General features: G+C 53.2%; 27 protein-coding genes and 1 tRNA gene. 13 read left to right on the forward strand and 15 right to left on the reverse strand.

Going from position 1 to position 26,108, the window contains the following annotated elements; all coding sequences use genetic code 11:
- Nucleotides 1-14: 14 nt before the first annotated feature.
- Nucleotides 15-542: an inorganic diphosphatase gene (gene ppa / locus FKW19_RS11250; RefSeq protein ID WP_006116780.1), complete on the reverse strand. Its 528-nt coding sequence runs from the start codon at nt 540-542 to the stop codon at nt 15-17.
- A 156-nt stretch (nt 543-698) separates the two neighbouring features.
- Here ppa and FKW19_RS11255 point away from each other — a divergent pair.
- The 3 genes from FKW19_RS11255 (at nt 699) to FKW19_RS11265 (ending at nt 3,158) form a co-directional block, all read left to right on the forward strand.
- Nucleotides 699-772 (forward strand) — tRNA-Ile (locus FKW19_RS11255).
- Between the two features lie 79 nt (nt 773-851).
- Entirely contained in the window at nt 852-2,531 is a 1,680-nt protein-coding gene (ettA, locus tag FKW19_RS11260) for an energy-dependent translational throttle protein EttA (RefSeq protein WP_089178424.1), read from the forward strand.
- Nucleotides 2,532-2,654: 123 nt separating this feature from the next.
- Nucleotides 2,655-3,158: a GNAT family N-acetyltransferase gene (locus tag FKW19_RS11265; protein WP_089178425.1), complete on the forward strand. Its 504-nt coding sequence runs from the start codon at nt 2,655-2,657 to the stop codon at nt 3,156-3,158.
- Nucleotides 3,159-3,214: 56 nt separating this feature from the next.
- On the opposite strand, the gene FKW19_RS11270 is transcribed toward FKW19_RS11265, so the two are convergent.
- The 7 genes from FKW19_RS11270 to queA all read right to left on the reverse strand — a co-directional run bounded on the left by FKW19_RS11270 (nt 3,215) and on the right by queA (nt 9,459).
- Nucleotides 3,215-3,838, reverse strand: a complete 624-nt coding sequence (locus FKW19_RS11270) for a phospholipid-binding protein MlaC (protein WP_006116783.1) — start codon at nt 3,836-3,838, stop codon at nt 3,215-3,217.
- A gap of 27 nt (nt 3,839-3,865) precedes the next feature.
- On the reverse strand, nt 3,866-4,714 hold the full coding sequence (locus FKW19_RS11275; protein ID WP_026019323.1) for a VacJ family lipoprotein: 849 nt from the start codon (nt 4,712-4,714) through the stop codon (nt 3,866-3,868).
- A gap of 244 nt (nt 4,715-4,958) precedes the next feature.
- Nucleotides 4,959-5,786: a TerB family tellurite resistance protein gene (locus FKW19_RS11280; RefSeq protein ID WP_063353360.1), complete on the reverse strand. Its 828-nt coding sequence runs from the start codon at nt 5,784-5,786 to the stop codon at nt 4,959-4,961.
- 79 nt (nt 5,787-5,865) lie between these two features.
- Nucleotides 5,866-6,111, reverse strand: a complete 246-nt coding sequence (locus tag FKW19_RS11285) for a ribbon-helix-helix domain-containing protein (protein WP_035352782.1) — start codon at nt 6,109-6,111, stop codon at nt 5,866-5,868.
- A complete protein-coding gene (queG, locus tag FKW19_RS11290; protein WP_089178426.1) occupies nt 6,108-7,208 on the reverse strand; it encodes a tRNA epoxyqueuosine(34) reductase QueG in 1,101 nt (366 codons plus the stop codon). The genes FKW19_RS11285 and queG overlap by 4 nt, the downstream gene beginning before the upstream one ends.
- Before the next feature lie 12 nt (nt 7,209-7,220).
- The gene (gene tgt / locus FKW19_RS11295) at nt 7,221-8,381 is read right to left on the reverse strand and encodes a tRNA guanosine(34) transglycosylase Tgt (protein WP_089178427.1); all 1,161 of its coding nucleotides are present in this window, start codon (nt 8,379-8,381) and stop codon (nt 7,221-7,223) included.
- Nucleotide 8,382: 1 nt separating this feature from the next.
- Nucleotides 8,383-9,459 carry a tRNA preQ1(34) S-adenosylmethionine ribosyltransferase-isomerase QueA gene (gene queA, locus FKW19_RS11300; RefSeq protein ID WP_116100326.1) on the reverse strand — a complete coding sequence of 359 codons (1,077 nt, stop codon included), beginning with the start codon at nt 9,457-9,459 and terminating at the stop codon, nt 8,383-8,385.
- Nucleotides 9,460-9,628: 169 nt separating this feature from the next.
- On the opposite strand from queA, the gene FKW19_RS11305 reads away from it, so the two are divergent.
- Together FKW19_RS11305 and FKW19_RS11310 are read left to right on the forward strand one after the other, a co-directional pair.
- The gene (locus FKW19_RS11305; protein ID WP_003624836.1) at nt 9,629-9,841 is read left to right on the forward strand and encodes a hypothetical protein; all 213 of its coding nucleotides are present in this window, start codon (nt 9,629-9,631) and stop codon (nt 9,839-9,841) included.
- Nucleotides 9,842-9,860: 19 nt separating this feature from the next.
- Nucleotides 9,861-10,361, forward strand: coding sequence for a kinase inhibitor (locus FKW19_RS11310; RefSeq protein WP_006116790.1), 501 nt, complete (start codon nt 9,861-9,863; stop codon nt 10,359-10,361).
- 64 nt (nt 10,362-10,425) lie between these two features.
- Here FKW19_RS11310 and FKW19_RS11315 read toward each other — a convergent pair whose 3' ends face one another.
- The 6 genes from FKW19_RS11315 to FKW19_RS11340 form a co-directional block, all read right to left on the reverse strand.
- Nucleotides 10,426-12,528 (reverse strand): hypothetical protein, encoded by a 2,103-nt coding sequence (locus tag FKW19_RS11315; protein ID WP_089178428.1) that lies wholly within the window; start codon nt 12,526-12,528, stop codon nt 10,426-10,428.
- Nucleotides 12,529-12,587: 59 nt separating this feature from the next.
- Nucleotides 12,588-13,337: a methylenetetrahydrofolate reductase gene (locus FKW19_RS11320; protein WP_006116792.1), complete on the reverse strand. Its 750-nt coding sequence runs from the start codon at nt 13,335-13,337 to the stop codon at nt 12,588-12,590.
- Entirely contained in the window at nt 13,334-14,248 is a 915-nt protein-coding gene (locus FKW19_RS11325; RefSeq protein WP_089178429.1) for a bifunctional methylenetetrahydrofolate dehydrogenase/methenyltetrahydrofolate cyclohydrolase, read from the reverse strand. Before FKW19_RS11325 ends, FKW19_RS11320 begins: the two co-directional genes overlap by 4 nt.
- Before the next feature lie 118 nt (nt 14,249-14,366).
- Nucleotides 14,367-15,515 (reverse strand): GNAT family N-acetyltransferase, encoded by a 1,149-nt coding sequence (locus FKW19_RS11330; protein ID WP_089178430.1) that lies wholly within the window; start codon nt 15,513-15,515, stop codon nt 14,367-14,369.
- Between the two features lie 21 nt (nt 15,516-15,536).
- Complete coding sequence (locus FKW19_RS11335; RefSeq protein ID WP_089178431.1) at nt 15,537-16,001, reverse strand: RidA family protein; 465 nt, start codon at nt 15,999-16,001, stop codon at nt 15,537-15,539.
- A gap of 76 nt (nt 16,002-16,077) precedes the next feature.
- Nucleotides 16,078-17,634: a vitamin B12-dependent ribonucleotide reductase gene (locus tag FKW19_RS11340; RefSeq protein WP_089178432.1), complete on the reverse strand. Its 1,557-nt coding sequence runs from the start codon at nt 17,632-17,634 to the stop codon at nt 16,078-16,080.
- Nucleotides 17,635-17,844: 210 nt separating this feature from the next.
- On the opposite strand from FKW19_RS11340, the gene FKW19_RS11345 reads away from it, so the two are divergent.
- The 8 genes from FKW19_RS11345 (at nt 17,845) to FKW19_RS11380 (ending at nt 25,507) form a co-directional block, all read left to right on the forward strand.
- Entirely contained in the window at nt 17,845-18,213 is a 369-nt protein-coding gene (locus FKW19_RS11345) for an NADH:ubiquinone oxidoreductase subunit NDUFA12 (RefSeq protein WP_035352793.1), read from the forward strand.
- A gap of 48 nt (nt 18,214-18,261) precedes the next feature.
- Nucleotides 18,262-18,807 (forward strand): outer membrane lipid asymmetry maintenance protein MlaD, encoded by a 546-nt coding sequence (mlaD, locus tag FKW19_RS11350; RefSeq protein ID WP_006116797.1) that lies wholly within the window; start codon nt 18,262-18,264, stop codon nt 18,805-18,807.
- A 50-nt stretch (nt 18,808-18,857) separates the two neighbouring features.
- Nucleotides 18,858-19,079, forward strand: a complete 222-nt coding sequence (locus FKW19_RS11355) for a hypothetical protein (protein WP_035352796.1) — start codon at nt 18,858-18,860, stop codon at nt 19,077-19,079.
- The gene (locus FKW19_RS11360; RefSeq protein ID WP_089178433.1) at nt 19,076-19,663 is read left to right on the forward strand and encodes a DUF2155 domain-containing protein; all 588 of its coding nucleotides are present in this window, start codon (nt 19,076-19,078) and stop codon (nt 19,661-19,663) included. Before FKW19_RS11355 ends, FKW19_RS11360 begins: the two co-directional genes overlap by 4 nt.
- A gap of 174 nt (nt 19,664-19,837) precedes the next feature.
- Nucleotides 19,838-20,581 (forward strand): trehalose-phosphatase, encoded by a 744-nt coding sequence (gene otsB, locus FKW19_RS11365; protein WP_089178434.1) that lies wholly within the window; start codon nt 19,838-19,840, stop codon nt 20,579-20,581.
- 3 nt (nt 20,582-20,584) lie between these two features.
- Nucleotides 20,585-21,931 carry a trehalose-6-phosphate synthase gene (locus tag FKW19_RS11370; protein ID WP_089178435.1) on the forward strand — a complete coding sequence of 449 codons (1,347 nt, stop codon included), beginning with the start codon at nt 20,585-20,587 and terminating at the stop codon, nt 21,929-21,931.
- Nucleotides 21,928-22,443 carry a disulfide bond formation protein B gene (locus FKW19_RS11375; protein WP_006116802.1) on the forward strand — a complete coding sequence of 172 codons (516 nt, stop codon included), beginning with the start codon at nt 21,928-21,930 and terminating at the stop codon, nt 22,441-22,443. Before FKW19_RS11370 ends, FKW19_RS11375 begins: the two co-directional genes overlap by 4 nt.
- 106 nt (nt 22,444-22,549) lie before the next feature.
- Nucleotides 22,550-25,507 (forward strand): glycosyltransferase, encoded by a 2,958-nt coding sequence (locus FKW19_RS11380; RefSeq protein WP_089178436.1) that lies wholly within the window; start codon nt 22,550-22,552, stop codon nt 25,505-25,507.
- Between the two features lie 15 nt (nt 25,508-25,522).
- Here FKW19_RS11380 and FKW19_RS11385 read toward each other — a convergent pair whose 3' ends face one another.
- A complete protein-coding gene (locus FKW19_RS11385; RefSeq protein WP_006116804.1) occupies nt 25,523-26,020 on the reverse strand; it encodes an NUDIX hydrolase in 498 nt (165 codons plus the stop codon).
- Between the last annotated feature and the right edge of the window lie 88 nt (nt 26,021-26,108).

The raw sequence follows: 26,108 nt of genomic DNA on the forward strand, positions 1-26,108 counted from the left end.
AGTGCAAAGGCGGTTTATTTGCCTTTTGCAGCTTCCAGAGCTTTCACAATGAACTCGCCTGCTTCTTCCTTTGTGCCCCAACCGGTCACTTTCACCCATTTGCCTTTTTCAAGGTCTTTGTAGCGGGTGAAAAAGTGCTCAATGGCCTGCACGGTAATTTCCGGCAGATCGTCCACGCTCTGCACCTTGGTAAACTGTGGGTGCACTTTATCGTGCGGTACGCAGATGATTTTTTCGTCCTGACCGGATTCGTCTTCCATCTTCAGAACGCCAATTGGGCGGGCGCGAATCACACAACCGGGCACAACATTGTGCGGCGTCAGCACCAGAGCGTCCGTTGGGTCGCCATCAGCGGCCAGCGTGTTGGGGATAAAGCCGTAAGCCGTAGGGTAAGCCATGGGCGTGAACAGGAAACGGTCCACCACAAGGGCGCCGCTTTCCTTGTCGATTTCGTATTTGACAGAAGAACCCTGCGGAATTTCGATCACGACGTTAATATCAAACGGCACATCTTTGCCGGGGGAAAGTTTTGAAACGTCCATTGAAGACTGCTCCAGAGCTGAAAAATTAAAGGCGGCAAACCCTATCTGGCAGATGCCCGCTTGCCAAGAGTAATGCGTTTTTCATGCCAACTGGCAGTTTTCAGCACAGAAACCCTTGCCAAATCGCTCAGGTTGCGTAATCAGGAACCCGCCTGCGCGCCCGTAGCTCAATTGGTTAGAGCGGGCCGCTCATAACGGCTTGGTTGCGGGTTCAAGTCCTGCCGGGCGCAGGCGATAACAGCTTGCTGCGCCGATGTGGTCGCACCCGCCCTTTAATCTTACCCATCCGCATTACGGGAGTTCATTATCATGGCATCCTATCAATACGTTTATGTCATGAAGGATCTGACAAAGTCCTATCCCGGCGGGCGTGAAGTGTTTAAAGGCATCACGCTATCCTTCATGCCGGGTGCCAAAATTGGTATCTTGGGTGTGAACGGTGCAGGTAAGTCCACACTGCTGAAAATCATGGCCGGCATCGATAAGGAATTCGGTGGTGAGGCATGGGCCGCAGAAGGGGTGCGTGTTGGCTATCTGGAGCAGGAACCGCAGCTAGACCCTAAGCTGACCGTGGGCGAAAACGTGGCTCTGGGCTTTGGTGATCTTAAAAAGGCCGTAGATCGGTTTAACGAGATTTCCGCCCGCTTTGCCGAACCCATGGAAGATGAGGAAATGAATGCCCTGCTGGCCGAACAGGCCGAATTGCAGGAAAAGATTGATGCCGGTGATGGTTGGGAGCTGGACCGCAAGCTAGATATTGCGCTGGATGCCCTGCGCTGCCCACCCGCAGATAGCCCGGTAGATAAGCTTTCAGGTGGTGAGCGCCGCCGCGTGGCGCTGTGCCGCCTGCTGCTGGAAAAGCCCGACCTGCTGCTGTTGGATGAACCAACCAACCATCTGGATGCCGAAAGTGTTGCATGGCTTGAGCGCACGCTGAAGGATTACGATGGCACCGTTATGGTTATTACCCATGACCGTTACTTCCTGGACAACGTGACCAACTGGATTCTGGAAATCGAGCGTGGCCGCGGTATTCCGTTCGAAGGCAACTATTCCTCTTGGCTGGAGCAGAAGCGTAAGCGTCTGGCACAGGAAGAAAAGGAAGAAAGTTCCCGCCAGCGTGCATTGGCTGCGGAACAGGAATGGATTAACGCTAGCCCCAAAGCACGCCAGACCAAAAGCAAGGCTCGTATTACCAAATATGAGGAAATGTTGGCGGCCAGTGCTGAAAAAGTTGGCGGCGTTGCGGACATTGTTATTCCACCTGGCCCACGCCTTGGTGGCACTGTTATTGAGGCCGAAAACCTCACCAAAGGCTTTGGTGAACGCCTGCTGATTGATAACCTTAACTTCAAGCTGCCGCCGGGTGGTATTGTGGGTGTTATTGGGCCGAACGGTGCTGGTAAATCTACCCTGTTCAAAATGATTATCGGGCAGGAAAAGCCGGATGCGGGTGCGCTGAAAATTGGTGAAACCGTAAAGCTTGGTTACGTAGATCAGTCTCGTGATGATCTTGATGCAGATAAAACCGTATGGGAAGAAATTTCCGGCGGCACGGATGTTATCTATCTGGGCAAGCGGGCTGTGCCTTCACGCGCTTATGTTGGGGCCTTTAACTTTAAAGGTTCTGATCAGCAGAAAAAGGTTGGCGTGCTTTCTGGTGGTGAACGCAACCGCGTGCATCTGGCCAAGATGCTACGGCAGGAAAGCAACGTGATCCTGTTGGATGAACCTACCAACGATTTGGACGTGGACACCCTGCGTGCGCTGGAAGATGCGCTGGCAGAATTCCCCGGTTGCGCAGTGGTGATCTCGCATGATCGCTGGTTCCTGGACCGTCTGGCAACGCATATTCTGGCCTTTGAGGGCGATTCCCACGTGGAATGGTTTGAAGGGAACTTCCAGGCATATGAAGAAGACAAACGCCGCCGTCTGGGGCCAGATGCGACAGAACCTGGCCGTATCCAGTACAAACCTCTGGCCCGCTAAATAGGGTTAATAGGAGCCCTTATTTTATTGGGCTCCTATCTTGATGAAGGCACCATGTATTACCGGCAGCATGCGGAATTAGAGGAAGGGCTTTTGCCTTTCCTTGGCTGCAAGGCGTGAATTGTGGATTCGCGTTCTGTTAGAACTCCGCGCCTGCTGCTTAAGCCCGTAACATGGCGGGATATGGAAGATATGGTGCGCCTAAAAGCAGATGGCGGTGCCTTTGGCCGCATGTTTGGTGGCGTGCGTAGCCGCCAGCAGGCGGAACTGGAAATGGCGGATGATATCGCTTTCTGGGCCTGCCATCGGGTAGGTATTTTTACCATTCATGAAAAAGGCCGCTTTGTCGGCATGACCGGTATTCATGATCGGCCAGATGGGCGTGGCTTTGCCTTACGCTTTGCGCTTTTTCCGTGGGCCAGCGGTCGAGGTATTGCACGAGAAGCCGCAAGTGCTGCGCTTAACTTTGCGCATGATGCCGGAATTAATAAAGTGATAGCCGTTGCAGCAGAAAGCAACGTGGCGTCCCGCACCATTTTGGGTGGTATTGGTATGCGGGTGGAAGAAACGTTTCAAAGAGATGGCCAAACAATGCTGGTTTATGAAAGTGTTTGGCCCAAGCCATAAAAAAGGCGCTCCCAGAGGGAACGCCTTTTTTACAAACCAAAAATTCTATTTGTGCGTTAGTTGGCCGCTGTGTGGTGGCTTAACTGGCGCTGCAATGCATCCAGAAGGGCCCCTACATTACCGCCATTACGTGCGATGTAGGAGGAATAGTCATTCCGCTGCGTGAGGCGCAGGCTTGCACCTTCACCAATTACGTCCACCACTTTGGGGCTGCCAGAGGCTTCGCTAACAATCCACTGCATGGCGGCCGCAGGCTGTTGTGGGCGCATCAGCGTGCTGTCCACGGCGTATTCATCTGGGCCAGAGCTGGTTACATTCCCCAGCGTAAAGTTTACGCCACGGTATTCACCCAGCTTGTCCGTAATGGCGTTCACCAGAACCTGATGGAACAGGCCCAGATAACGCTGTTGCTGGTCTGGTGAGGCTGTTTTCCAGTAACGGCCCAGGCAGTAGCGGCCGATTCCATCAATATCGACGTTTTTCTGCACCAGCGGCAGAACTTTCTCTTTCTTTTCGCTCAGCGGAATAGGGCTGTTGACGATAGCGACAAGCTGGTTGCCAAATACCTGAATAAATTGTTTTGCGTTTTCCGCAGCACGAGCGGGAGCGGAAAAAAGGCCACCAGCGCAAAGCAGGGCAAAGGCACCCAGAATAACACGGCGGCTTGAAAGAAATTTCATGTCTGTGTACCCTTTTGGCTGTTTTTCTTAATGGTACCAGTCTGGCACGGTCGCGCGGTTATCATTCTTGATGGCTTCAGCCTGCGCCCGACGCTGCTGCTGATAGGCGCTACGAATCGTAGCATAAGGATCCAGCGCGTCACGCTCCAACGCGTCTAGTTCATCCAAATGCTCAGAACGGGCATGCACAACCCCAAACAGGTTATAAGCCCAGTTAAAGCTAACCAACCCGTACCCGCGTGGCACATAGTCCCATGGGGAAAGGCCTTGGTCAATGGCGTAGCCAATACCATCACGGATAGAAGATGGCCCCATTGGCAGGAACAGATATGGCCCCGCAGGAATGCCCCAGTTGGCCAGTGTCATGCCTGCATCGTTATCATGGTGCGGGAATCCGGCCATTTTGGCCACGTCAATCAAACCGCCCAAGCCCACTGTCATGTTCACGCACCAGCGCACAAACATATCACCTGCGCGGCGTGGCTTGCCTGCCCCCACATCGTTAAAGAAAACGGAGGGTTCGTTCATGGTTCTGACAAGGTTGCCCAATGAATTACGTACCGGGCGTGGCACGGCCCACACGTAAGCTTTGGCCATGGGGCGCAGGCCCCATTTATCGAACTTCATGGTTAAGTTGAACATCTTGCGGTTCAACGGTTCGTAGGGGTCGTTCGCCGCCTTGTATTCAGCCAGAGCATCCGGGTCTTTGGGTACGGGTGCCTTAATAGCACTGCATCCTGCCGTACCCAGCAAAGTGGCGGCTAGGCAGAATGTGCCCAAACGAAAACGGCGCTGTGCCGAGGAACCTTCCCGCGTCTGACTTTTTTTTGCCTGCGCGCGAGGGCGGAGCCTTGAGCCGTTCCGTCCTGAAATCATTGCCACCTTTACCTTTGCTCTGTGACGACCGTCTGGCCCATGCTGAATGCAGGCCAATTGCTGTCGCTTTCTCTACCACGAGAAACCAGCGGCGCAATGGCAGGGCTTACTTGCATAACAAACAGGGGCGTAAAATAGACCCGTGTGTGCGATCTTTGACAGGAGAGTGAGAGATTTTTGTGCAATCTGTTGCCAGAAAGTCGCACTTCCTATCTTGCTTCAAAAAGAAAAGAGAATCCTGAAATCAGAGACCACGATCCCGCTTGATGATATCCCACGCAGCGTTAATGCGTGAAATTTTGACGGATGCGGCTTCAATTTCAACGGCGCTTGCATTGCGGGCCAACAGAATATCCGGGTGATACTGCCGCACCAGTTTCTTCCACAAGGCACGCAGTTCTTCATTTGAAAGATCTGGCGAAGCACCCATAACAGTATAGGCATCATCTTCGGCCATGGCTGGGGTGGAACGCCCGTGGGCTGCACGTTCCCACGCGCCACGGCTTAAACCAAACAGGGCATGTACCCGTTTGAGAAAACGCTCTTCTTCAGGAGCCAAGGGTTCATCCGCTGCCAGATCGGCGCGCGCAATGGTAAACAGAATTCCCATCAGGTCTTCCAACGGGCGTTTATCTGTTGCGTAAACTTGCCCCAGTTCACGCGCGAAGGCTTCGTAATCATCCGTACGTTGGCGTGCCATATCAAACAGGCGTCCAACTTCACGCATGTTTTCATCTGGCACGCGAAAACGAGATTTAAAGGCGTTGATTTCTCGCCGGTTAACGGGCGCATCACACTTAGCCAGTTTGGCGCTAAGGATAACGCAGGAAAGCCCGTAAAGCTGTTCCTTCTTGCCAAGGGCCGCAGCCAGTTTGGCAGCCACAAAGGTAGCAGCCCCGTTAGGGTCCGGCCTTGCGCGCGCAGCCCATTTATCGCTCCAGCCACCTGTTGGAGGCTGGAGAATCGCACCTGTATCTGCTGCGTGGCCGAGTGCTGTGCCAACCGCTGCGCCAACCGGCCCGCCTACGGCAAAACCGGCTACGCCACCAAAAATTTTACCCCAGATCGCCATAATAACAGTTTATCACGTTCTGGCAGCCTGCCCAAACATCCCTGATGCTTTAAGCGGACACAGCAGTTCTGCGTTGCTTTCAGGCAGAGGGAATCGCATGAGTGGTAAGCTGCTGTTTCAGCCATTCCAGTGCATAAACCCGTAAGGCAGAGGCTAGTGATTGCTCGGGTGAGCGTGCGGCATCCACTTTGGTAACTATCTGCGGCAGTGTTTGTGCCTGTTGGTTGGCTATATCTTCCAGCACATCCCAAAAGGTGGGTTCTAACGCCACGCTGGTATCATGGCCTGCCAGAATCAGGCTGCGTTTGCGTAAATGGCGGCTCAAGCTGCATCTCCCGTCAGGCGCTGTATGGCCCAATCTGCTGCTTCCGCCACAACGGCGTCTGGGTCTTGCCGCAATGCTTGTGCATAAGGCAGCAAATCCGGATGGCCAGAATTGCCAATGGCTATCAGCACGTTGCGGATGAACCGGTTGCGTCCGATACGTTTGATAGGAGAGCCAGAAAACATGGCACGGAAAGCCGTATCATCCAGTTGGCTGAGTGTGGCCAGTTCTGGCGCTATCAAATCTGGCCTTGGTTGCAGCTTTATGTGGCGAGATATCTGGGCAAAGCGGTTCCACGGGCATACGGCCAAGCAATCATCGCAACCATAAATATGTGTGCCAATGGCTTTGCGGAGTGGCAGTGGAATAGGCCCTGCATGTTCAATGGTCAGGTAGGAAATGCACTTGCGCGCATCCATTTGATAAGGGGCCGGAAAAGCCTGCGTAGGGCATGCGTTCAGGCAACGGGTGCAGCTTCCACAACTGCCCCCAGAATGGGCAGAGGCTGGAAGTTCCAGCGTTGTGTAGATTTCGCCCAGAAAGAGCCAGCTTCCGTGCTGGCGAGACACCAGATTGGTGTGCTTGCCTTGCCAGCCTAGCCCGGCCTGTGTGGCCAGAGGTTTTTCCGCCACAGGGGCTGTATCAACAAACACTTTCACATCTGGGGCTGTATCCAGCACCATGCGGGCTTCGCGCACGATAAACTGGGCCAGATGCTTTAGCATACCCTTAACAACATCGTGATAATCACGGTGACGCGCATACACGGAAATATTTCCGCATGTGCGATTGTGGAGTGTGCTTAGCGGATTCTCTGCCGGTGTGTAGTTCAGGCCTAACGCAATAACGCTGCGGGCTTCTGGCCATAAGGCCGTGGGTTGGCTGCGCTGTTCCGTGCGGTCTGCCAACCAACCCATTTCACCATGATACCCTTCGGCTAAAAAATCTTTCAGCCGTGCGCGCACTTCTGGCCCCAGATGGGCGGGACAGAAGCCTATGGCATCAAACCCAAGTTCCAACGCCTTTATGCGTATTTTTTCCGCCAGTCTTGCTGCTGGTGCAACAGGTTGTAGCGCAGGCGCGGAAGGGGCGATCATAGAAAGACTTATTCAGGGAACAGTTGGAATAGCGGGTTGCGGCATTTCATCTTCCGTCCAATCCTCTGCTGCCCATTCTGCACGTAAAGCGGTGGCCAGTGCATCCAGCCGTTTTTCAACAATAGCCTGCCGAATCTGGCGCATCAGGCGCTGATAATAGGCAATATTATGCCATGTTAGCAGCATGGGGCCGAGTATTTCATTGGCGCGGAACAAATGGTGCAGATAAGCGCGGCTATGGCGTGAACATGCCAGACAGTCACAGTGTGGAGAAATAGGGCGTGCATCTGTGGCATGGCGGGCATTACGCAGGTTTAGCGTGCCGCGCTCGGTATAGGCGCGGGCAGTGCGGCCTGCGCGGGTAGGCATCACGCAGTCAAACATATCCACGCCACGTTGCACGCTGCCAAGCAGATCATCGGGGGTTCCTACGCCCATAAGGTAACGTGGTTTGTCCTGCGGCATGATGGGGGTTGTGGTGTCCAGCGTGGCGAACATGAGTTCTTGCCCTTCGCCTACCGCTAGGCCCCCAATGGCGTAGCCTTCGAACCCAATATCGGTGAGCGCTTTTACGCTTTCCGCCCGCAGATCCGCTTCTGTACCACCTTGTACAATACCGAACTGACCATACCCTTCACGTTGTACATAAGCTTGGCGGGAGCGTGCAGCCCAGCGCATGGAAAGCCGCATGGAAGCTGCAATGGCTTCTGGCGGTGCGGGCAGGGCGGGGCATTCATCAAAACACATGGTGATGGTGGCATCCAGTGCGTGCTGGATGTCTGTTGAACTTTCCGGCGTGAGCCGATGTTCAGAACCATCGATGTGAGAGCGGAAGGTGACGCCATCCTGATCCAGCCGCCGCAGCGCACCCAAGGACATCACCTGAAATCCCCCTGAATCTGTTAGAATCGGGCCGGACCAATCCATGAATTTATGGAGCCCACCCAAAGCGCGTATGCGTTCTGCCCCTGGCCGCAACATGAGGTGATAGGTGTTGCCCAGAACAATGCCTGCACCTGTAGAGCGCACGGCATCCATCGTCATGGCCTTTACCGTGCCAACTGTGCCAACCGGCATGAAGGTAGGGGTGGCTACAGGGCCGTGGGCTGTGTGCAGCATACCAGCGCGGGCAGCGCCATCTGTGCTTTCACACGTCCAGTTAAAGCGGGTCATTTTACTGTTCCGAGGTGGGGGCGTGGATGGAATGGGCGCAGCGCAGCAGGCAGGCATCGCCGTAGGAATAAAAGCGGTAACCGCTGGCAACAGCATGGGCATAAATCTGCCGCGCGCGTTCGACGCCCGCAAAGGCGGAAACCAACATGAACAGCGTAGAGCGTGGCAGGTGGAAGTTGGTGAGCAGCATATCCACTGCGCGGAATTGATAGCCGGGCCGAATGAAAATGGAGGTTGTGCCATCAAACGGATGCACAATGCCGTTTTCATCGGTCGCGGTTTCCAGCAGGCGCAGGCTGGTGGTGCCAATGGCAATAATGCGCCCGCCAGCCTTACGGGTGGCGTTAATACGTTCTGCTGTTTCCGGGGTGATGATCCCGCGTTCTGAATGCATTTTGTGCTCAGAAATCTCGGCTTCCCGCACTGGCAAAAAGGTGCCAGCTCCTACATGCAAGGTGAGCGTACAGCGCTGAGCACCTGTGGCATCTACAGCTTTCAACAGGGCTGGCGTAAAATGAAGCCCAGCGGTGGGAGCAGCCACAGCACCTTTGTTACGCTCAAAAATGGTGGCGTAATCGCTGGTGTCCTGCGCAGTCGGCCCTTCGGGGCGATGAATATAGGGGGGGAGTGCCAATGCACCGGCTTTTTGCAGGAATACATCAAAAGCATCCCCTTCCGCACTAAAGCGGAGCACTGCCCCTCCGCCGGGCTCTAACGCCAACACGCGTGCTATGTCCTGCACACCGGGGAATGCAATAATGTCACCAACCTTGAGTCTGCGGGCATTACGCACCAACACATGCCAACTGCCATCTGGCTGAATCTGATCCAGCGTAATACCAATTTTGGCTTCTCCGCGCAGGCCATGCAATTGGGCACGAATAACGGCCGTATTGTTTGCAACCAGCAAATCTCTCCGCTTCAAAAGCGAGGGCAGATCACGGATATGCCGGTCAGCAAATATGCTAGGCTGTGTGGCATCCAGAAGGCGCGCGGCTTCTCGCGGGCGGGCGGGTTCCTGCGCGATCAGGCTTTCTGGAAGGTGAAAATCAAAATCTTCGGTGCGGTCACTGCTCATGATGGCACCGTTTACGCAATAGGCTGGGCCAAGACCAGAGGCAAAGGTGCAGTTCTGTAGGTGGCATGCAGCCTGTGGGGGTTGAAGAGAGGAAGCTTAGGGACCAGATTTCTTTTTCAGTCATGCCGGAGGGTATTCCGGTGAACAGATATTTAAAGGATGACAATTTATGTCTTACGCTCTTTTGGATGCCGCACGTGTTGCCAAGGCCGCTGAAGTTTCTTTGGGTGTGCTGAAAACCAGCGATGAAACCACAGAAGCGCACCAGCGTAAGGTTATTATGATTGAACGGATTGAAGCTCTGGCCAAAGCAGCAGCAGAATCCAAAGCAGGCGTTACGCTGACATCCGAAGAATTCTGGTTGATCAGCCGTAACTGGTAACAGCACGGGAGCTGCTTTTATGGCATTTGTTCTTACAAGCCCTGCCTTTGTAAATGGTGATACGCTGCCACAGGCGCAGGTTTATAACGGTATGGGGCAGCACGGGCAGAATCTTTCCCCCGCGCTGGAATGGAAAAATGCCCCAGCAGGCACCAAAAGCTTTGTGGTAACGGTGTATGACCCAGATGCCCCAACCGGTTCGGGCTGGTGGCACTGGGTGGTGGTGAATATTCCCGCCACTATTACAGAACTGCCAACAGGCGCAGGTTCTGCCGGAGATAAGCTGCCCAAAGGCGCTTTACAGGTGCGTACAGATTTTGGCGTGCCCGGTTATGGTGGCGCTGCTCCGCCACCAGGGCGCGTGCACCGTTATGTTTTTACAGTTTATGCGCTGGACGTTCCTACGCTGGATGTGCAGGCAGATTCCAGCCCGGCATTGGTTGGTTTTATGGTGAACCACCACAAGTTGGCTTCTGCCAGCCTGACGGCTTTATATGGTAGTAGTGGTTCCCGCGATTAAGCGTTTCTTCCCTGAACCTTTTATAAAAGGTTCAGGGAAAGAGCATGGCAATGGTTGAAATTGCCTAGCGCGCATAGGCTTTAAGATCGTTTAAAACATCATCCGGCGTTACAAGCCCTGTGTGTTCATGCTGCGGCATAACCAGAAGGGGTGGCCCATCATTTAAGAACCGGATGGAAAGTTGCGCCCAGCGAGAAGCCACAAAGCGGCGAAATGTCTGAGCTAGTACGCAGCGATCCATGTCTGTATGATACGGGTTGCTTGGTGAGCATACTGTATTCAAGTAATCGCTCATAAAGGCGGCAATAGCGGGCACAAGCTCGGCTTCGCCAAAATAGGCCAAAGCCGTATTCATGCTCCACGGTGCGCCATATTGTTGGTGGCCGTTGTCATCAAACTGGGTCAGATCAAAGCCATATGTTGCATGGGCTTTCATATCTCGCAGCAGGCTGACAAAATTGGCAGGAAAATAGCCTGCGCAATCTCCTATCAAAACGGGCACCCTAAACTGGGCGGCAATATCAGGTAGGATCAGATACCGTAATGCGGGTTCCAGCATAGCGGCATCTGATTTTGTTTCACCATGCCCAAAGCTGAGTCGCAATGTTGTGGAATGTTTTTCCAACCATTCTGAAAGAGTGGAGAGAAAGGTAAGCTGATCCACAGTTGGGTTTGCAACACCAAGGCAGATCTGGATTTGGCCCGCGGAACGGTCTTCTCGGCAGGCATGGATAAGGGAAAGCACAAGCCCCGGAACCAGATCAAAATGTTGCGCTGTACAGGCAAAGGCTAAGCAGGTAGAAGGCCGTTCTTCTGGTATACTAAAGTGCCATTGCCAGTTTGCTACACCCGTTACATCCGGTATAGCGCGGCTGGCTAAGCGCCCGCATTCCTGCGTGCTTAACCATGAAAACACCCCTTGATCATACAGAGCCGGGGCCATGTTATCCTGCAAGGCCAGTTTGCGGGCAATGGCGTAATGCGTATCTGCTTCTGCCTGTAGGCCAGCCAACCAGCTTGTATGGCCCATGCCCAGTTCTTCCCACCAACTCAGACCATTTAACCGGGCTTCCGCCGTTAAAAGGCGCAAACGGCTTTCTGTATCCAGTTTCTGGAACGCTTGTTCAAACAGGGCGCTATAGATGCGCCGGATGTCCGGGCCATTGTTGGATGAAAGGCGCATAGGCACCAAAAGCGCCTCAAATGGTGTTTCAAAAGCTGGTAGCCCCATATTGCTTAAAGCACTAGGCACCAGCAAAAGAGCACATTCTCCGGCCTGTTGCCGTGTCACTAATGGGGCGAGTAGCGTGCCTATGTCGCGATCAGGATAACGCGTGGCAAGAGACTGCTCCATTAACGTGGCGGCGGTATCGTAGTTTTTGGTGCGTAAGGCCAGAATGGCGGCCATCCATTGCAGTTCGGGGCGTGCATCATGCTGGCGCGCAATGGTTAAAAACCCGTCTGCCAGTTCCCATTGCCCAAAAAGAGCGCACAAACGCGCCAATTGTACGCATGTGGCCGTATCACGCGGAGTAACACTTAAGCGTAAAATCTGTTCGCGCAGATCATCCAATGTGGCCCACGGTGTTGTGGTGGGGCGTAGAGTGTTTGTTTGTAAAAGATGCAGGGCATCTTCCATTAAACCAGATAGAGCGTGGGAGGGGCAGATAGTAAATGTTACCTTCTCTGGGGTGGTATCGCTCCAGAGTGTTATGGTGTCTTTTGTGCGTTCGGCCTGAAGTTGCTCTGCGGGCCATTTGCGCCCATCCAGTTGCAAATGATGCTCTGCACAGGTGGCGCGCCCAACAAAGCGTGTACCATTATACCATTCCTGTTCCGTAAGATCGCGCAGGACGGAAAGCAGCTCTGGCGGCAAAAGCAGAAAGTGCTCCCATGTAGCGCAAAGCGGCACAACATCGAACACATTCTGGTCTCGGCTAGAAAGATAGCCCGTGCCTGCCCGGATAGACATAAGCGGGCGGCCTGCAAAATTTTCTATAGCTTCTGCTTTGGTAAACGTTCCACCAGGATTTAACGCCGCAGATTGCTCATCTAACGTGGCTGGAGTTGTGCCACGCATAAAGGATTGTGCAAAGGAAACAGGATGCAGCCGCAAGCCCGTATACCCCACCAGTGCGCCATGCCAGGAGAGAAGATAGAACGGCATGGGCTGATCCTATAAAACGATCGGGTAAGTGGGAATAATACAGGAAAATTGCACGGCTTTTATGCCACGGCATCAAGCAGGGCAGGAAGATACTGTTCTAGCTTGATGCGTACGGGCATAAGGTAGGCTTTGCCTTTTTCCTGCGCTAGTTCTTTAAGTACCGTTTGTGCAAACAGGATGTTGGCTTCCAGCGTGGGAGAAAAATCACGCGGGAAAACAATGTGATTTGTTGTTTCCCAGTAAGAGCGTGATTTGGGGCCAATAACGGGGGAAAGGCCCCAAAATACGCATTCGCCCTGCATCCATTCCCGGCACAGATCAAACAGCTTCAGGTCAAATACGGGCTGCGTGAAAAAGCCAATAGCTCCGGCTTCTTTTTTACGGGCCACATCTTCCAGCTCTTTCCATGGGGCGCGGCGGTATGGGTCAAACGCTGCATAGACTTTGAGGTGCGGAGCTTCACGCCGGTAGCGGCGGATAATGCTTTCCGTGCTGTTGGGGTATGTGCGGTGGCTGAGATCTGCCGGTGGGTCACCATGCACAATCAGAATTTCTTCCAACCCTGATTGATCTGCTCCGGGCAGAGGCGCATCCGGCGCAATATCTATGGCCCGGATATGCGGAATAACGTTTCCAAACTGTGGGCGCACAAGTGCTGCGGCATCCCAACTGCGAAGGGGAAAGCGCATTAGGTCAGGAATATTTAGCGTATCTGCTGCGGGAAAAGTGGTTTTAACTGTGGCTACATCTGCCGCCAGAGCCTCAGCAGAACGCGGAATTAGCTCAACCGAAAGGCGAGAAAGGCTCATTCTGCAATCCCTTCAAGCTGCAATTTGGCTGCGGTGAGCGTGTTTTTCAGCAAGCAGGCAATTGTCATGGGGCCGACGCCACCCGGCACCGGGGTAATGCGGCCAGCCACTTTAACTGCTTCATCAAACGCTACATCGCCTACAAGGCGGGTTTTGCCATCATCGGTTTTGATACGGGTGATACCAACATCAATCACGGTAGCGCCGGGTTTAATCCAATCCCCACGCACCAGTTCACGGCAGCCAGTGGCCACCACCAGAATATCGGCTTCCCGCGCCAGTGCCGCCGTATCGCGCGTGTGGATATGTGCAATAGAAACCGTGCAACCTTCTGCCAGTAGCAACAGGGCCATGGGTTTGCCAACCAAATTGGAAGCCCCGATAACTACGGCGTGCTGGCCTTTCATATCCCCAAGCTGATCACGCAGCAGGAACAGGCAGCCCAGTGGTGTACAGGGAATAAGGGAGGGCAGGCCCACCGCCAGACGGCCAGCGTTGATTTCCCCCAACCCATCCACATCCTTTTCAGGCAGAATGGCATTGGTGACGCGGCGTCCATCCAGCCCGTTTGGCAGGGGAAGCTGTACCAGAATGCCGTGAATTTCGGGGTCTTTGTTCAGGCGGTCTATCAGCGCCAGAAGTTCAGCTTCCGATGTATTTTCGGGCAGCATGTGCATAAAGGAGCGCATGCCGGCATGGTGGGTTTGCACAGCTTTGTTGCGCACATACACTTCGCTGGCAGGATCATTCCCGACAAGAATCACCGCCAGACCGGGTGTTACGCCATGTTTCTCGTGAAACGCCAGAACATCCTCTCGGATATTCTGGCGCATTTTGGCGGCAAAGCCTTTGCCATCAATCAGGGAAGCCTGATGATCGGAGGGAAGGGAGGATGAAGATGCGTTGGTCATGGAGCTGCCAGTTGGTCATGCAGAAGCGTGTGGAGTTTCAAGCCGGGGCATACGCAAAAAAACGCCAAACGACAACGTTTTCAGGTGTACATGTCCGGTATGTGCACGAAATTTCAGGTCATGTTTCACCCTGCCGATAGGGAGAAAGTGCGTTAAGGGCTTCGGCTTCCGCCAATATGGCCGGGCGTTCTGCCTGAAGGAAAGCCCCAACACCGTTGCGGAGTGAGGGATTTTCCAGCCAATGGACAGAATGTGTGAGGGCAGGCAGATAGCCACGCTGGATTTTATGTTCACCCTGCGCCCCGGCTTCTACTCGCTTGAGGCCGTGGGCAATGGCAAAATCTATGGCGCGATAATAGCACAGCTCAAAATGCAAAAACGGCCAGTTGCCAATGCATCCCCAGTTGCGGCCATACAATGTATCGCCCCCCAAAAGGTTTAGGGCTGCGGCAACTGGTGTACTCCCATGCCGTGCTATCATCAGCACAACACGGTCTTGTAAGCGTTCAGAAAGTAGCGGAAAAAAATCGGGCGTCAGGTAGGCGTTGCCCCACTTCTTATCAATTGTATTCTGGTAAAATGTGTAAAAAGCTTGCCAATCTTCAGGCGTAATGTCTGATCCGCGCAGGGTATGAAAGCTTAGGCCAGCGGCATTGGCATCACGCCGCTCCCGCCGGATAGCTTTGCGTTTGCGAGATGAAAGTGTTTCCAGAAAATCATCAAAGCTGGTGTAGTTTTTATTATGCCAGTGATACTGCAAGCCTAATCGGGGCAGCCATCCGCGTTCAGCCAGATTATCGCTTTCCTGCTTGGTGCAAAATGTAACATGGGCAGAGGAAAGGCCGGTATCGTGGCAGATCTGGCGCAAAGCATCTGCCATAACTGCTTTGGTTTCTGCCGGTGCATCTGGCCGCGTTAAAAGGCGTGGGCCGGGTGTGGGGGTAAAGGGCACGGCAATTTGCAGTTTGGGGTAATAGCGCCCCCCAGCGGCTTCAAAGGCGCGTGCCCAACCTTGGTCGAACACATACTCGCCCCATGAATGGCCCTTGATATAGGCAGGGCATGTGGCGGCCAGTTGTCCATCTGGCGCATGCAGGCTGACATGCTGCGGCAGCCAGCCTGTTTCACGGCGTACAGAACCGCTGTCTTCCAATGCAGAAAGAAAGGCATGGCTGACAAATGGGTTGTCCACCCCTGCACAGGCATTCCACTCCATTTCTGGAATGGCATGGATACTGTTGTGCAGAGATACGGACCAGTCAGGCATGTCTGTGTCTTTCCTGCAAATTTAGCCGATTTCGAACAGCCCTTCTACTTCAACCGGCGCATCCAGCGGCAGAGAAGGCACGCCAACGGTGGAGCGTGCATGGCGTCCGGCATCACCAAATACGGCAACGGCCAAGTCAGATGCGCCATTCATGGCGGCTGCGTGCGAGGTGAATTCTGGTGTGCAGGCAATAAAGCCACCCAGCCGTACTACGCGCTTCACGCGGGAAAGGTCACCCACTGCGGCACGCACCTGTGCAATTACATTGATCATGCTGTAACGCGCGGCTTCAACCGCTGTTTCAACAGAGACGGCATCACCCAGCTTGCCGGTAGCAAACAGCTTGCCATCTTTAAGAGGGAGCTGGCCGGAAACTACCAGCAGAGAACCTGTTTGTACGCAGGCCACATAGTTGGCAACAGGTGCGGCAGGGGTGGGAAGTTCGATACCAAGTTCAGCCAGACGGGATTCAGGATTGCTCATCACGCTGTATTCCTTGTGTTAAAAAGCTGGGCAAGAAGCAGAAAATGGCCTCTTGCCCCGCAGAATGAACCGTATGCCTTTAGCAGACAAGCCGCAGATTACGGCGTTTGCGCCCAGTAGGCGGCGTACCATCTGCTTCTGGCAGATCTAGCGGCAGAAGGGGGTCTGGGTCAGATTGTGCATCCTGATGCGGGCCATCTGGCAGCCGAACACCTAAATATGTGTCTGACAAAGCCCGGAAGGCGTAGTCCAGCATAGATGTGGCGTAGGAGGCAACGGGGTCTCCCTCTACGGTGCCAGCCGGGCCAAAACAGGTATAGGCAAAGTTTTCCACAAAGGCTTCCAGCGGGGCACCGTATTGAAGGCCAATGCTCACGGCTTCGCCCAAGCTTTCCATCAGCCCGCGCACCATGCCGCTTTCCCGCGTGGGGGTAAGGGCCAGCTCACCTAGTGTGCCATCTTCATATTCCCCAGTACGTAGGAACAGGCGATGGCCGCCAATAGTGGTTTTTTGTGTAAAGCCACCGTGCCGTGGGGGCAGCGTGCGGCGCACCCCACGCTCCAGCTTGTTGCGGGTAGGCTGGTTTTGCACTTCTGGCCGTGCGGGCATACGGTCCACAAACCCAGTGAGAGCCCGATACATGGCCAGATGTGCATTGGGGCCGGGTTGGGGGAGAACAGTTTCACCTGCCAGCGCGGCAGCCAAAGCTGTTTCAACCGTAAAATCCCGCGCTTCCAACCGCAGTAAAGCGCTTCTGGAAAGTTTGCCATCTGGCCGCAGCATGGAAAAAGCTGGGGCTAGCCCACAAGCTTCTACGCCCAAAAGCCCGTCTATCGGGTTGGAGGAAGAAAAGCCGGTTTCAATCGGGGCCAAAGGTGTTTCTGTTTCTACGGCCGCTTCGTTCCAAACCGCGCGCAGGGTTTCTCCCAATCCGGGCAGAACAGTGCGCACTGGCGGCAGTGGGAGGGATTCCGGCCCTCGGCCTGCATGGGCAGTTAAGGTGGCCAATGCAGCTATGGCGCATGCAGCGGCGCGGCCATCTTCACTATCATAATCCAGTCCAACGCCTGCAAGGCAGGCATCCAGATTGGTCAGCAAAATATCACCGGCTAGCGGGGTGGGGGCCAGTGTATCTGTTGGTGTGGTGGGGGTTGCTTCTGCTTGTTCCGGTGCAAATAAATCTGGCAGCGGCAGTTCACCATTGCGCTGGTTTGCCAGTGTGCTGGCGGCATGGCGCAATACGGAGCAGATCAGCCGCAGGGCCGCAACAAATGTGCGCGCAGCAAATCCTTCACCGGGGGAAACAAAAGCTGCCAGATTAACAATAAAGCCGGGCGGGCGGTCAAAACGGCAATGCCATACGGCTTCTGTTGGCGCGGCCTGCCGCGTAAGCAGCATCCATACCAAAGATCGGGCCGTGGCATCATCTGGTGCCAGCGCATCAATCCAGCGGGAGGCAAGGCTGGGCAGATCCAGCGCTTCATCTCCTGGTACAAGCTGGGCCAATGCCGTTGCGGCATCTGTATCCCATTCTGCGGGCAGCGTAACGGAGCGAAGGGGAGCGTCCGGATCTGCTGCGGCCTCTAGCGTGCTCATCAGCACGCCATTCCAGTGGCGTCTGGCTGTTGCGTTCATGCGGGCAGTTTATCGTTTCAGCCCATCGCGTCGGAACCCGGAATCGTGCTGCCAAAAGGCGGTTAACACTCTGCATAATGAGGATATGGGGGATAACTTTTTGTGAAGTTGCCGTTTCCTGTCCAAATACCGGCAGCTCGAGCGCAGTTGATCGGAAGCGCGTGCATATTTCATGGACTGGCTGGAGTGTGGAGTCCTATCATCCATAGCATGGCAAACTTTGGAACATGGCTGCATACGCGCCGGAAGGGGCGGCTGGTTGGCAAGGATGCCGATGGCCGCAGTTATTACGAATCAACAGGCCCGGCCCGTCAGGGTGGCGGGGTGGAACGGCCCGAACGCTGGGTGATCTACCTGAAAGGGGAGGATGCCTCGGCCGTGCCGCCAGAGTGGTGGGGGTGGCTGCACCATACGCTGGACGCTCCTATTCCGGTGGAAGAGCGTAAGCCCTGGCAGCTTCCGTATCAGCCGAATATGACAGGCACGGCGCAAGCTTACAGGCCTGCGGGCAGCTTGTATTCCACCGGCCAGCACCCGCCTGCGACAGGAGATTACGAGGCATGGACACCTGATGCGTGATCTGCTGCGCATTTCCTGCTAAACCGAACAGGCAATACAGGGAGTGCGATGCGGCTTATGGCTTCAGCAATGGCAGAAAAATCTCGGCGTAGTCTGACAGAACTGCTTACAGGCACAGTTGTGCTGGTGGCTATCGGCGGTATGCTGGTGGCCGCCGTGGTGGGCGAGGGTCGCAAGACAGATACAACCGGCTACCAGCTTAATGCCGATTTCACGCACATAGATGGGCTGGATATTGGCTCTGATGTGCGGTTGGCAGGTGTAACCGTTGGGCAAGTGGTAAGTGAAACAGTAGATCCGCACAGCTTCAAGGCGCATGTCACATTTACTGTGCGGCCTGATATTCACCTTTCAGATGATACAGCGGCTATTATTACCAGTGATAGCCTGCTGGGCGGCAAGTATATTGCCCTCTCCCCCGGCGGGGATGACAAAACCCTTAAACCCGGTGAAACAGTTGGGCAGACACAAGGCTCCATCAGTCTGGAGCAGTTGCTCAGCAAGTTTATTTTCTCGGTTACGGATACGCTCACACGTGCCAACAAAGCAGCACCTACCAATGGTGGTGGCGCGGGTGGGAATGATCTGCCCTGAAACAGACATAAAAATCCGTTAATTTTAGAGTGAAGCCGGGAAACAACAGCATGGAAAAGCCACGCTTCTGGCCGCAGGATGATGGAAACCCCATAACCTGCCATGAAAAGCTGCGTGTTTTGGAAGAAAACTGGCAGGAAGTGCAGGATATTATGCGCGATGCGTTTGAGGATGCCATGCTGATGGGGGTGAGTGAACAATTTATGCGGGCGCGTTTGAAGGATATGGTTGAGAGCCTCGCTTCCCCTAAAAACGGAGGGCAAGCTGCATGAAGCGCGCAACATATAAAGCCGTGGCTTGTGGGGCTATTTTGGCTGGGGCGCCTGTTTTGGCGCAGGCTGCGGGCTCTGCTTTAGCGCCTCCGGCAGTTTATGCGCCAGATACATGGCAAGGTAAAAATACGGCTGTTGTGCGTGTTCTGGACAGGTTGGATGCCCATGTAGAGGTACTTTCGGTTCCGGTAGGCACAACAGCACATTATAAAAGTCTGGACATTACACCTTCACGCTGTTTGCAGCGCCCTCCAACGCTTTCGCCCGATGCTGCAGCGTGGATGGCCGTGCAGGATAAACACCCTAACGGAGCCGCCTTTCAGGGCTGGATGCTGGCAGCGGAGCCTGCATTAGGTGTGTTTGAAAGTCCGGTTTACGATGTGCGGATGGTGCGGTGCGAGGGCGCGGATACAGAGCCTATGTTGCCCCCACTGCCCAAACCTGTAGCCCCCGTTGCGCCCCCTGCATCTGGCTCGGATACGGTTCCAGCGCCTGCGGGGGATGGGGCATCTTCCGGCCATGCGGGCAGCCCGGATATTCCCGATGCCATACCAGACAAGCAAGAAACCGGCGGCGTTTACTAACGTTAGGTAAGGAACCGTTTCGTTTTTGTGCCGGTTCCGCGCGGCAGGTCTGTAAGATCGGTGGTTGTCGAAGCAGGGGGTGTTCGGCAACGTGTCAAAACAATGGTCTAGCTGCAAGTGCCTGGCACTCTTGTTATTATAGCTGGACATCACAACAAGGATTGAGGTGCAAACGTGCTAGGTTCTCTCGGTGCGCAGGATTTCCGTTTTCATCTACCCCCGTTAAACGAAACTGCCTTTCTGCTCGATTTTGATGGTACTCTGGTGGATATTGCTCCCACGCCAGAATCTGTTGTGGTGCCAAATGGGCTTCTTGATAGCCTGCGCCGCCTGCGTGAAGCATGCGGAGATGCTTTGGCCGTTGTTTCTGGCCGCCCCATTGATCAGATAGATCATTTTCTGGGTGATGTGCCTTTTGCTGTTGCAGGTGAACACGGGGTAGCTATTCGGCATCGGCCCGGTGGCCCGATTGAACGTGCAGCATTGCCTACCCTGCCACCTGAATGGCTGGCTCAAGCGCGGGATTTGCTGGCAACATTGCCCGGCACGCGGTTAGAGCACAAAGAAGGCGGCTTTGTTCTGCATTACCGTGCCGCACCGGAAGCAGCAGAAACGTTGTGCCAGGCAGCTAGTGAATGGGTTAAGCACTCTAAAGGCACATTCTTGCTTTTGCCGGCAAAAATGGCGTGGGAAATTCGCCCAGCCGGAATTGATAAAGGCTATGCTGTCTCTCTGTTAATGGAAAGTCCTCCCTTTACGGGCAAAAAGCCTGTGTTTGTAGGGGATGATGTAACGGATGAAGATGCTATAGCTGCTGTACGCAGAATGGGGGGCGTTGGGTTGCGTATTCCATCTGATTTTCCAACCCCTTCTATTTTTCGGGCTTGGCTGGCCTCTCTTACTGGCGGGAGCCGGTAAGGGATGGGGCGTCTTGTTATTGTTTCCAATCGCGTTCCGGCTGTGCGTGAGCGTGCCCAACCTGCTGGTGGCTTGGCTGTTGCTCTGCGTGATGCTGTACAAGGGCAGGAGTGCCTGTGGTTTGGATGGTCTGGGCAACAAATTTCAGATGATGAAGGGGAGGATCGGCGCGTAAGCATAGACACGGTAGATAACGTGACTTACGCCACTGTAGATCTGACCAAATCAGAATATAATGGGTTTTACGAAGGGTATTCCAACGGAATCCTGTGGCCGCTTTGCCATTACCGCGCAGGGCTGATGAGTTATAGTCGGCAGGATCGGCACACATATCATGCCGTGAATACCATGTTCGCGCAGAAGCTTGCCCCCCTCTTAAAATCTGATGATTTGATATGGGTGCATGATTACCATCTGTTCCCACTTGGGCTTGCGCTGCGGGAACAGGGGATAAAGTGCCGTATCGGGTTTTTCCTGCACATTCCATTTCCACCATGGAGTCTCATGCGGGCCTTGCCTGGTGCTGAAAAGCTGATGCGATCTTTACGCGCCTATGATGTGATGGGTGTGCAGACGGAAGATGACGCGCGCAATGTTAATGAAGGTTTTTCTGTTGTTGGGGTGCCAGCGCAGGCCCGTGTGTTCCCGATTGGAATAGATCCAGAAAGCTTTCAGCAGCAGGCTTCCTCCGGTTTAGATAACCCGGAAGTGCAGAAGCTTGAAAAAAGCCTGCGGGGCTTGCCGCTGATTATCGGTGTGGACCGGATGGATTATTCCAAGGGGCTACCGGAGCGTTTTCGGGCGTATGAAGTGTTCTTGCGCAAATATCCGGAATACCGAGGTAAGGTTATTTATCTTCAGATCACCCCGGTTTCTCGCGGTAGTGTGCCAGAATACAAGGTGCTGCGCGAAGAGCTGGATGGTGTGGTTGGCCATATTAACGGCACGTATGGAGATTTTGACTGGGTTCCTATCCGTTACCTTACACACCCTGTCTCGCGTGAACTGCTGGCCCCATTTTTCCGCCTTTCTCACGCAGCGTTGGTAACACCTCTGCGGGATGGTATGAATCTGGTTGCCAAGGAATATGTGGCAGCTCAGGATGCGAAAGATCCCGGCGTGCTTATTCTCTCCCGTTTTGCTGGTGCTGCGCCAGAAATGGAAGATGCGCTTTTGGTGAACCCGCATGATGCAGATGAAGTGGCAGATGCCTTGCATAAATCACTCAGCATGTCTCTTTCTGAAAGACAACTGCGGTGGAAGCGGCTGAAGCCAGATGTCTGGCGCGTTACGGCTGGCAGTTGGGCGCGTTCCTTTATTACGGCTTTGGCAGAGGTGCGGTCTGAATGAGGGGGAGCCACGCATCTCGGCCGCTGGCGCTATTTTTGGCAGGTGCGGCGTTATTGGCGCTGGGGGTGGTGTGGTACACCCAACATGTTTTGCAAATTATGCCGTGCGAACTGTGCCTGTGGGAACGCTGGCCATGGCGTTTGCTATTAGGCACAGCCATTGTGGCCGCTGTGTTGCCCGATAAGGTAGCACGACACCTTTTGTGGTTGACGGTGCCTTTTATGGTGGCGGATATCGGCCTTTCTATTTGCCATGTAGGGGTGGAGTGGCAATGGTGGCCAAGCCCGTTGCCTGCGTGCCACGCGCCTCATATATATGGGCGCACTATGGCGGAGCGGCTGGCTTCTATGCCACTGCTGCCTTCCAAACCCTGTGATGCAGCCACGTATCTGGTGCCGGGTGTTCCTGTTTCCATGGCGGCAATGGGCGGCCTGTACGCAGCTATTGTGTTATGGGTGTTTGTGGTTTGGCGTAAAAAGCTGGAACGTGTGACACGCCGTATTTTCCATTAAATATTATATTTTAAGTGTTAGGTTTTTATTGTTGAAGGCGTGATAACTTCGTTGCCGTATTGTAGCGGTTGAAGCACCGCGTATAAATCTTATACTGTGTGCCTGAATGCAATGTCAGGATATCTCTATGTCTTTAAGTGGCAATATTAAAACAATCGATTGGAGCGTATTTGACGCAACATGGTACGCAGCAAAATATGGAGATGTTCTGAAATTTCTAGGCCTTGAAGGTGCAGAAGTATTAGAGGAATTTTATAGGGAAAAAGGGCCAGCATTACGTCATTCACCCAACCCGTATTTTGATGAGGACTGGTATCTGCGGCGTTATCCTGCGGTTGCTGAAGCTGTGGGGAAAGGTGAATGGAGATCCGGGTTTGATCATTATTGCCAAACAGGATTTTCTTCTCACAATCCTCATTGGCTTTTTGATCGTGAATTTTATTTCAAGCAGCACCCAACTCTTCAGCCTGCAACGTTGGAAGAAGCAGGGTTTCGGAATCTCTATGATCATTACCTGAATGTGGGTGACGAACAGTTTTTAACGGGATCATGGTTTTTTAACGCAACAGCATATCTTAAAAGTGGCCATACACGTATTGAAGGTTTGGGTGCATTTGCACAATGTGTGCGTAACCTGAGGCCTGAGCAGGGGTATGGTCAGCGTCTGTCTTGGTATTTTGATCCTGAATGGTATCTGGAAACCTATCCGCATGTCCGGAAGGAACTGGCTTCAGGGCGCTGGCTTTCTGCCTTGCACCATTATCTGTCTAATTCCACCCCAACAGATTACAACCCGAATGCCTATTTCTCTGAAGAGTTTTACGGCAGCGTGAATCATGATGTAAGCGGTGCGGTTGAAAGCGGAAACTTCCGTAATTTTTATGAACATTTTCTGCGCTATGGTGTGCATGAACTCCGCAAACCAAGCGCCAATATTGACCTTGAATCCTACTACCGTAATGCCGTTGTGCAAAAGGAAGTTACGCGTGGTGATTTTCCAGATGCGTTCGCACATTATATTGCCCACGGCGGCAGGCTAGAAGATGATATGGAAGGGCTGAAGGAAAGTGAGGCCCTTTCCAAAAAGCTCTATCATGAAATGTGCCGCATTCGGTTGCCTGTTCTTTTGAATCAGACTCTGGATTTTACATACGATGCACCAGATTTAAGCGTTATTATTGTAGCACATAATCTGTTCGCCATGACCATGAGCGCGTTGGCTTCGCTACGTGCTAATTATAATGGCCAAATGCAGGTTATTGTGGTGGATTCCGGCTCTACAGATGGTGTGCGGCATATTGAACGTTATGTGCGCGGTCTGGATGTTGTGCATTTTCCCGGTAATGTTGGCTTTTTGCTGGGCTGCAATGCGGCATTGGAAAAAGTGCGTGGCCCATTCACACTTTATCTGAACAACGATACAGAGCTGATGCCAGAAGCCATTGGCAATGCCTTGGCTCGGTTACGGCATGAAATAAAAATAGGGGCGGTTGGTGGCAAACTTGTACGCACCAATGGCTTGTTGCAGGAAGCAGGTAGTATTGTCTGGCGCGATGGATCGGTGTGCGGCTATCTGCGTGATCAGCGCCCTGATGTTCCAGAAGCTAATTTTGTAAGATCTGTAGATTATTGCGCCGGTGCATTCTTGATGATACGCACGCCCCTGCTGCGCCAGTTGGGGGGCTTTGATATAGATTATGCCCCTGCGTATTTTGAAGAAACAGATCTGTGCTTGCGTATTCATGAAGCCGGGTTTGATGTGGTGTATGATCCCTCGGTGGTTGTAATACATTACGAGTATGGCACATCCAGTTTTATGAGTGGCGCATCCATGATAGCGCGTAATCAGGATGTGTTCCGCCGTAAGCATACGGCATATTTGCGCCAGAAAAGCCTGAACAACCCCAGAATGCTGACAACAGCACGTTTCAGCAAGCAGGGTCAGAAGCGCGTTTTATTTATTGAAGACAGATTGCCCTATCGGTTTTTGGGATCAGGTTTTACGCGTTCAAACGATATTGTGCGCAGCATGATTGCTGCTGGATGCCAAGTAACGGTGTACCCGGTATTTAGACCAACAGAATCTCAGGAAGATATCTGCATGGCTTTTCCGGATCGGGCAGAGGTGATTTGGGATCGAGAATTACCAGAACTAGAAGATTTTATTAAATCCCGCGCTGGGTATTATGATGCCATCTGGATTGCACGCACGCATAATGCAGATCGTCTGGCTCCTGTGCTTATGGATTGTGCTGATGCCCTAACGGGTGCAATGGTGATTACGGATACCGAGGCTGTATCCGCGCCGCGTGAATATCGTAAAATGGAATTGCGCGGGCAAACACCAGAAAAAACAGTGGATGAGCTTTTGAAGCATGAATTCAGGCATTTGTTCATGTCTGAAAAAATTATTGCAGTGAACAGTAAGGATTCCAAAATACTTAATGCTCACGGTTTTTCTAATGTTCATGTTCTAGGTCATTTGCAAAACGCTTTAACGTGGTCTCCCGGATGGGAAGCTCGCCGGGATATTCTTTTTCTGGGGGCCATGCATGATCAGGATTCACCAAATGTAGATTCCTTGGCGTGGTTTAGCAAAGAAGTATTGCCATTACTGGATGGCCGTTTGCCAGAAGACGTTAAATTTACAGTCTGTGGCTATGTAAACCCGCGTGTTGATCTTACATCACTTATAAACAACCCGCGTATTGTGGTAACGGGGCGGGTAGAGGATGTAACACCTGTTTATAATAGCCACCGGGTATTTGTGGCGCCAACCCGGTATGCGGCGGGTATTCCCTACAAACTGCATGAAGCCGCAGCACATGGTATTCCTGTTGTTGCAACGGATATTTTGTGTGAACAGGTTGGATGGGTGCCTGGTGAAGATATGCTGTGCGCCAGTGTATCGGACGCGCAGGGTTTTGCGGATGCTATTGTCCGGCTGTATGAAGACAAGCAGTTGTGGGACAACGTGCATGCGCATGAACTCAAACGGATTTCTACAGAAAACACGCAAGAGAATTATATAAAAAAGATAAAGGATATTTTAGAAATTTCCTAAAATAATCCCAGCACGTCAGGTGAGGTAAGTGGGATCTTCCATTTTCAAAATCTGACGTGCCAGACTGTGCAGCCGTGCGCTGGCTCGTACCCCTAGTGTGCTGATTTCCTGATAGGAAAACCAACGGGCCTCCAAGGCATCATCACCAGCTTGTACGGGGTTATGGGTGTGTTCTTGTTCCTCACACCTTACGGCAAGAATGATGTAGTGGAACTCTAGCTTTCCATGAGCATCATAATGCAAGCTATCAAATGCATCTATTACAGAAGTTGCTTTTGCTGGTAAGGATGTTTCTTCCAAAAGCTCGCGTTCTGCGGCATAAAAAATAGTTTCTCCCGGTTCAATCCGCCCGCCGGGAAAACCCCATAGTCCGGCATCTGGTGCTTTAGCGCGGCGGACAAGCAGAAAATTATTCTGCCTTCGCACAATAGCAAGAACACCGGAACGCGGAAGGCAGGAATGGCATGATGTTTTCATGATCGGGAAGTGTAGAAGGTCATGAATGCTGGTCAACCCTTATCTGCGTAAAAGGGGCTCAGCTATTTTTTCTCTTTGCCCAAATGCAGAAAATGCGTGTTAAATACAGCCATAACCGTGCGGA

The organism is Acetobacter sp. DmW_125128 (assembly GCF_008704325.1).
GTDB classification, from domain to species: Bacteria; Pseudomonadota; Alphaproteobacteria; order Acetobacterales; family Acetobacteraceae; genus Acetobacter; species Acetobacter oryzifermentans.

Coding starts and splice junctions, on each gene's coding strand:
- mlaD (WP_006116797.1), top strand. CDS start 18,262: ATGCGGCTTATGGCTTCAGCAATGGCAGAAAAATCTCGGCGTAGTCTG.
- FKW19_RS11375 (WP_006116802.1), top strand. CDS start 21,928: ATGAGGGGGAGCCACGCATCTCGGCCGCTGGCGCTATTTTTGGCAGGT.
- FKW19_RS11360 (WP_089178433.1), top strand. CDS start 19,076: ATGAAGCGCGCAACATATAAAGCCGTGGCTTGTGGGGCTATTTTGGCT.
- FKW19_RS11355 (WP_035352796.1), top strand. CDS start 18,858: ATGGAAAAGCCACGCTTCTGGCCGCAGGATGATGGAAACCCCATAACC.
- queG (WP_089178426.1), bottom strand. CDS start 7,208: ATGATCGCCCCTTCCGCGCCTGCGCTACAACCTGTTGCACCAGCAGCA.
- tgt (WP_089178427.1), bottom strand. CDS start 8,381: ATGACCCGCTTTAACTGGACGTGTGAAAGCACAGATGGCGCTGCCCGC.
- FKW19_RS11280 (WP_063353360.1), bottom strand. CDS start 5,786: ATGGCGATCTGGGGTAAAATTTTTGGTGGCGTAGCCGGTTTTGCCGTA.
- FKW19_RS11345 (WP_035352793.1), top strand. CDS start 17,845: ATGGCAAACTTTGGAACATGGCTGCATACGCGCCGGAAGGGGCGGCTG.
- FKW19_RS11320 (WP_006116792.1), bottom strand. CDS start 13,337: ATGAGCCTTTCTCGCCTTTCGGTTGAGCTAATTCCGCGTTCTGCTGAG.
- FKW19_RS11340 (WP_089178432.1), bottom strand. CDS start 17,634: ATGAACGCAACAGCCAGACGCCACTGGAATGGCGTGCTGATGAGCACG.
- FKW19_RS11310 (WP_006116790.1), top strand. CDS start 9,861: ATGGCATTTGTTCTTACAAGCCCTGCCTTTGTAAATGGTGATACGCTG.
- ettA (WP_089178424.1), top strand. CDS start 852: ATGGCATCCTATCAATACGTTTATGTCATGAAGGATCTGACAAAGTCC.
- FKW19_RS11315 (WP_089178428.1), bottom strand. CDS start 12,528: ATGCCGTTCTATCTTCTCTCCTGGCATGGCGCACTGGTGGGGTATACG.
- FKW19_RS11380 (WP_089178436.1), top strand. CDS start 22,550: ATGCAATGTCAGGATATCTCTATGTCTTTAAGTGGCAATATTAAAACA.
- FKW19_RS11275 (WP_026019323.1), bottom strand. CDS start 4,714: ATGATTTCAGGACGGAACGGCTCAAGGCTCCGCCCTCGCGCGCAGGCA.
- FKW19_RS11330 (WP_089178430.1), bottom strand. CDS start 15,515: ATGCCTGACTGGTCCGTATCTCTGCACAACAGTATCCATGCCATTCCA.
- FKW19_RS11270 (WP_006116783.1), bottom strand. CDS start 3,838: ATGAAATTTCTTTCAAGCCGCCGTGTTATTCTGGGTGCCTTTGCCCTG.
- FKW19_RS11305 (WP_003624836.1), top strand. CDS start 9,629: ATGTCTTACGCTCTTTTGGATGCCGCACGTGTTGCCAAGGCCGCTGAA.
- FKW19_RS11370 (WP_089178435.1), top strand. CDS start 20,585: ATGGGGCGTCTTGTTATTGTTTCCAATCGCGTTCCGGCTGTGCGTGAG.
- ppa (WP_006116780.1), bottom strand. CDS start 542: ATGGACGTTTCAAAACTTTCCCCCGGCAAAGATGTGCCGTTTGATATT.
- queA (WP_116100326.1), bottom strand. CDS start 9,459: ATGAGCAGTGACCGCACCGAAGATTTTGATTTTCACCTTCCAGAAAGC.
- FKW19_RS11325 (WP_089178429.1), bottom strand. CDS start 14,248: ATGACCAACGCATCTTCATCCTCCCTTCCCTCCGATCATCAGGCTTCC.